The organism is Aeromonas sp. R1-1 (assembly GCF_040908495.1).
GTDB lineage: Bacteria > Pseudomonadota > Gammaproteobacteria > Enterobacterales > Aeromonadaceae > Aeromonas > Aeromonas veronii.
The window spans coordinates 1-1035 of the sequence record NZ_JBFODV010000263.1 but is presented as its reverse complement, the minus strand read 5'-3'; the positions used below and the strand labels follow the sequence as shown (position 1 = coordinate 1035).

Genomic DNA, 1035 nt, shown 5'->3' with positions numbered 1-1035 from the left:
CGCGGGAAATGGTGCGTGAAGCGGTGGATATTTACAACGCGGAGCGGCCGCATCATGCGTTGAAATACAGAACCCCCGATGCGGTACATAGGGGGGTCTGAGTAGATAAATGCTAGTTGAAAATGTGTAAACCTATTTCAGGACTAGACACCAATCAGGGTGGGAGAGTGGCTCTCCTTGCCCTTACTGGTTATGGCTGGCGCGACGGGGACGACGGGCCTGAGCCGGTTTGCCAGCGCCATCAGCCGGACGCTGACCACCTTGCGGCTTGGGCTTGCCACCGTTACCGGTACGGGCACCACCCGCATTGCCATTGGAGGCGGAACGACCGGCCCCCTGACGCTGGCCTTGACCTTGCGGACGCGGCGCACGGCGCTGCTCGCTCGGATCGCGGGGCTCTTTGCGCAGCGGCGCGCCGATACCACGGGCGATATTATCCAGGGTCTCGCGGGAGGCTTCGAAACCGGCCACCTGCTCGCACGGAATGTTCTGCTTGGTCAGACGCTCGATCGCCTTGATAAGCTTCCCTTCGTCGGCCGCCACCAGCGAGATGGCGTGACCGGCAGCACCGGCACGGCCGGTACGACCGATACGGTGCACGTAATCTTCTGCCACGTTGGGCAGCTCGAAGTTGACCACTTGCGGCAGCTTGTCGATGTCCAGACCACGGGCGGCGATGTCGGTCGCCACCAGCACCTTGACGCTACCATCCTTGAAGCCGGCCAGCGCGCGAGTACGGGCACCCTGGCTCTTGTTGCCGTGGATGGCGGCGGCGCTGACGCCGTTCTTGTCAAGGGTTTCGGCAACGCGGTTGGCCATGTGCTTGGTACGGGTGAACACCAGTACCTGCTGCCAGTTGTTGCTGGTGACCAGATGACTCAGCAACGCGATCTTGTTGGCCTTGTCGCACGGATGCACCAGCTGCTCGATACGCTCGGCAGTACTGTTGCGCGGGGCCACTTCGATCACTGCCGGGTTATCCAGCAGACCGGTGGCCAGTTCGCGGATCTCGTCGGCGAAGGTGGCAGAGAAGAG

Annotated in this window: 2 protein-coding genes; one reads left to right on the top strand and one right to left on the bottom strand. The window is 62.3% G+C overall.

Going from position 1 to position 1035, the window contains the following annotated elements; genetic code table 11:
* Positions 1 to 101, top strand: a 101-nt coding sequence (locus tag AB5Y92_RS17765; RefSeq protein WP_155397224.1) for an integrase core domain-containing protein, incomplete at its 5' end; no start/stop codon positions are given.
* Between the two features lie 82 nt (positions 102 to 183).
* Here the strand turns inward: AB5Y92_RS17765 and AB5Y92_RS17760 are convergent.
* A partial coding sequence (locus AB5Y92_RS17760) for a DEAD/DEAH box helicase (protein WP_368227288.1) occupies positions 184 to 1035 on the bottom strand: 852 nt, incomplete at its 5' end.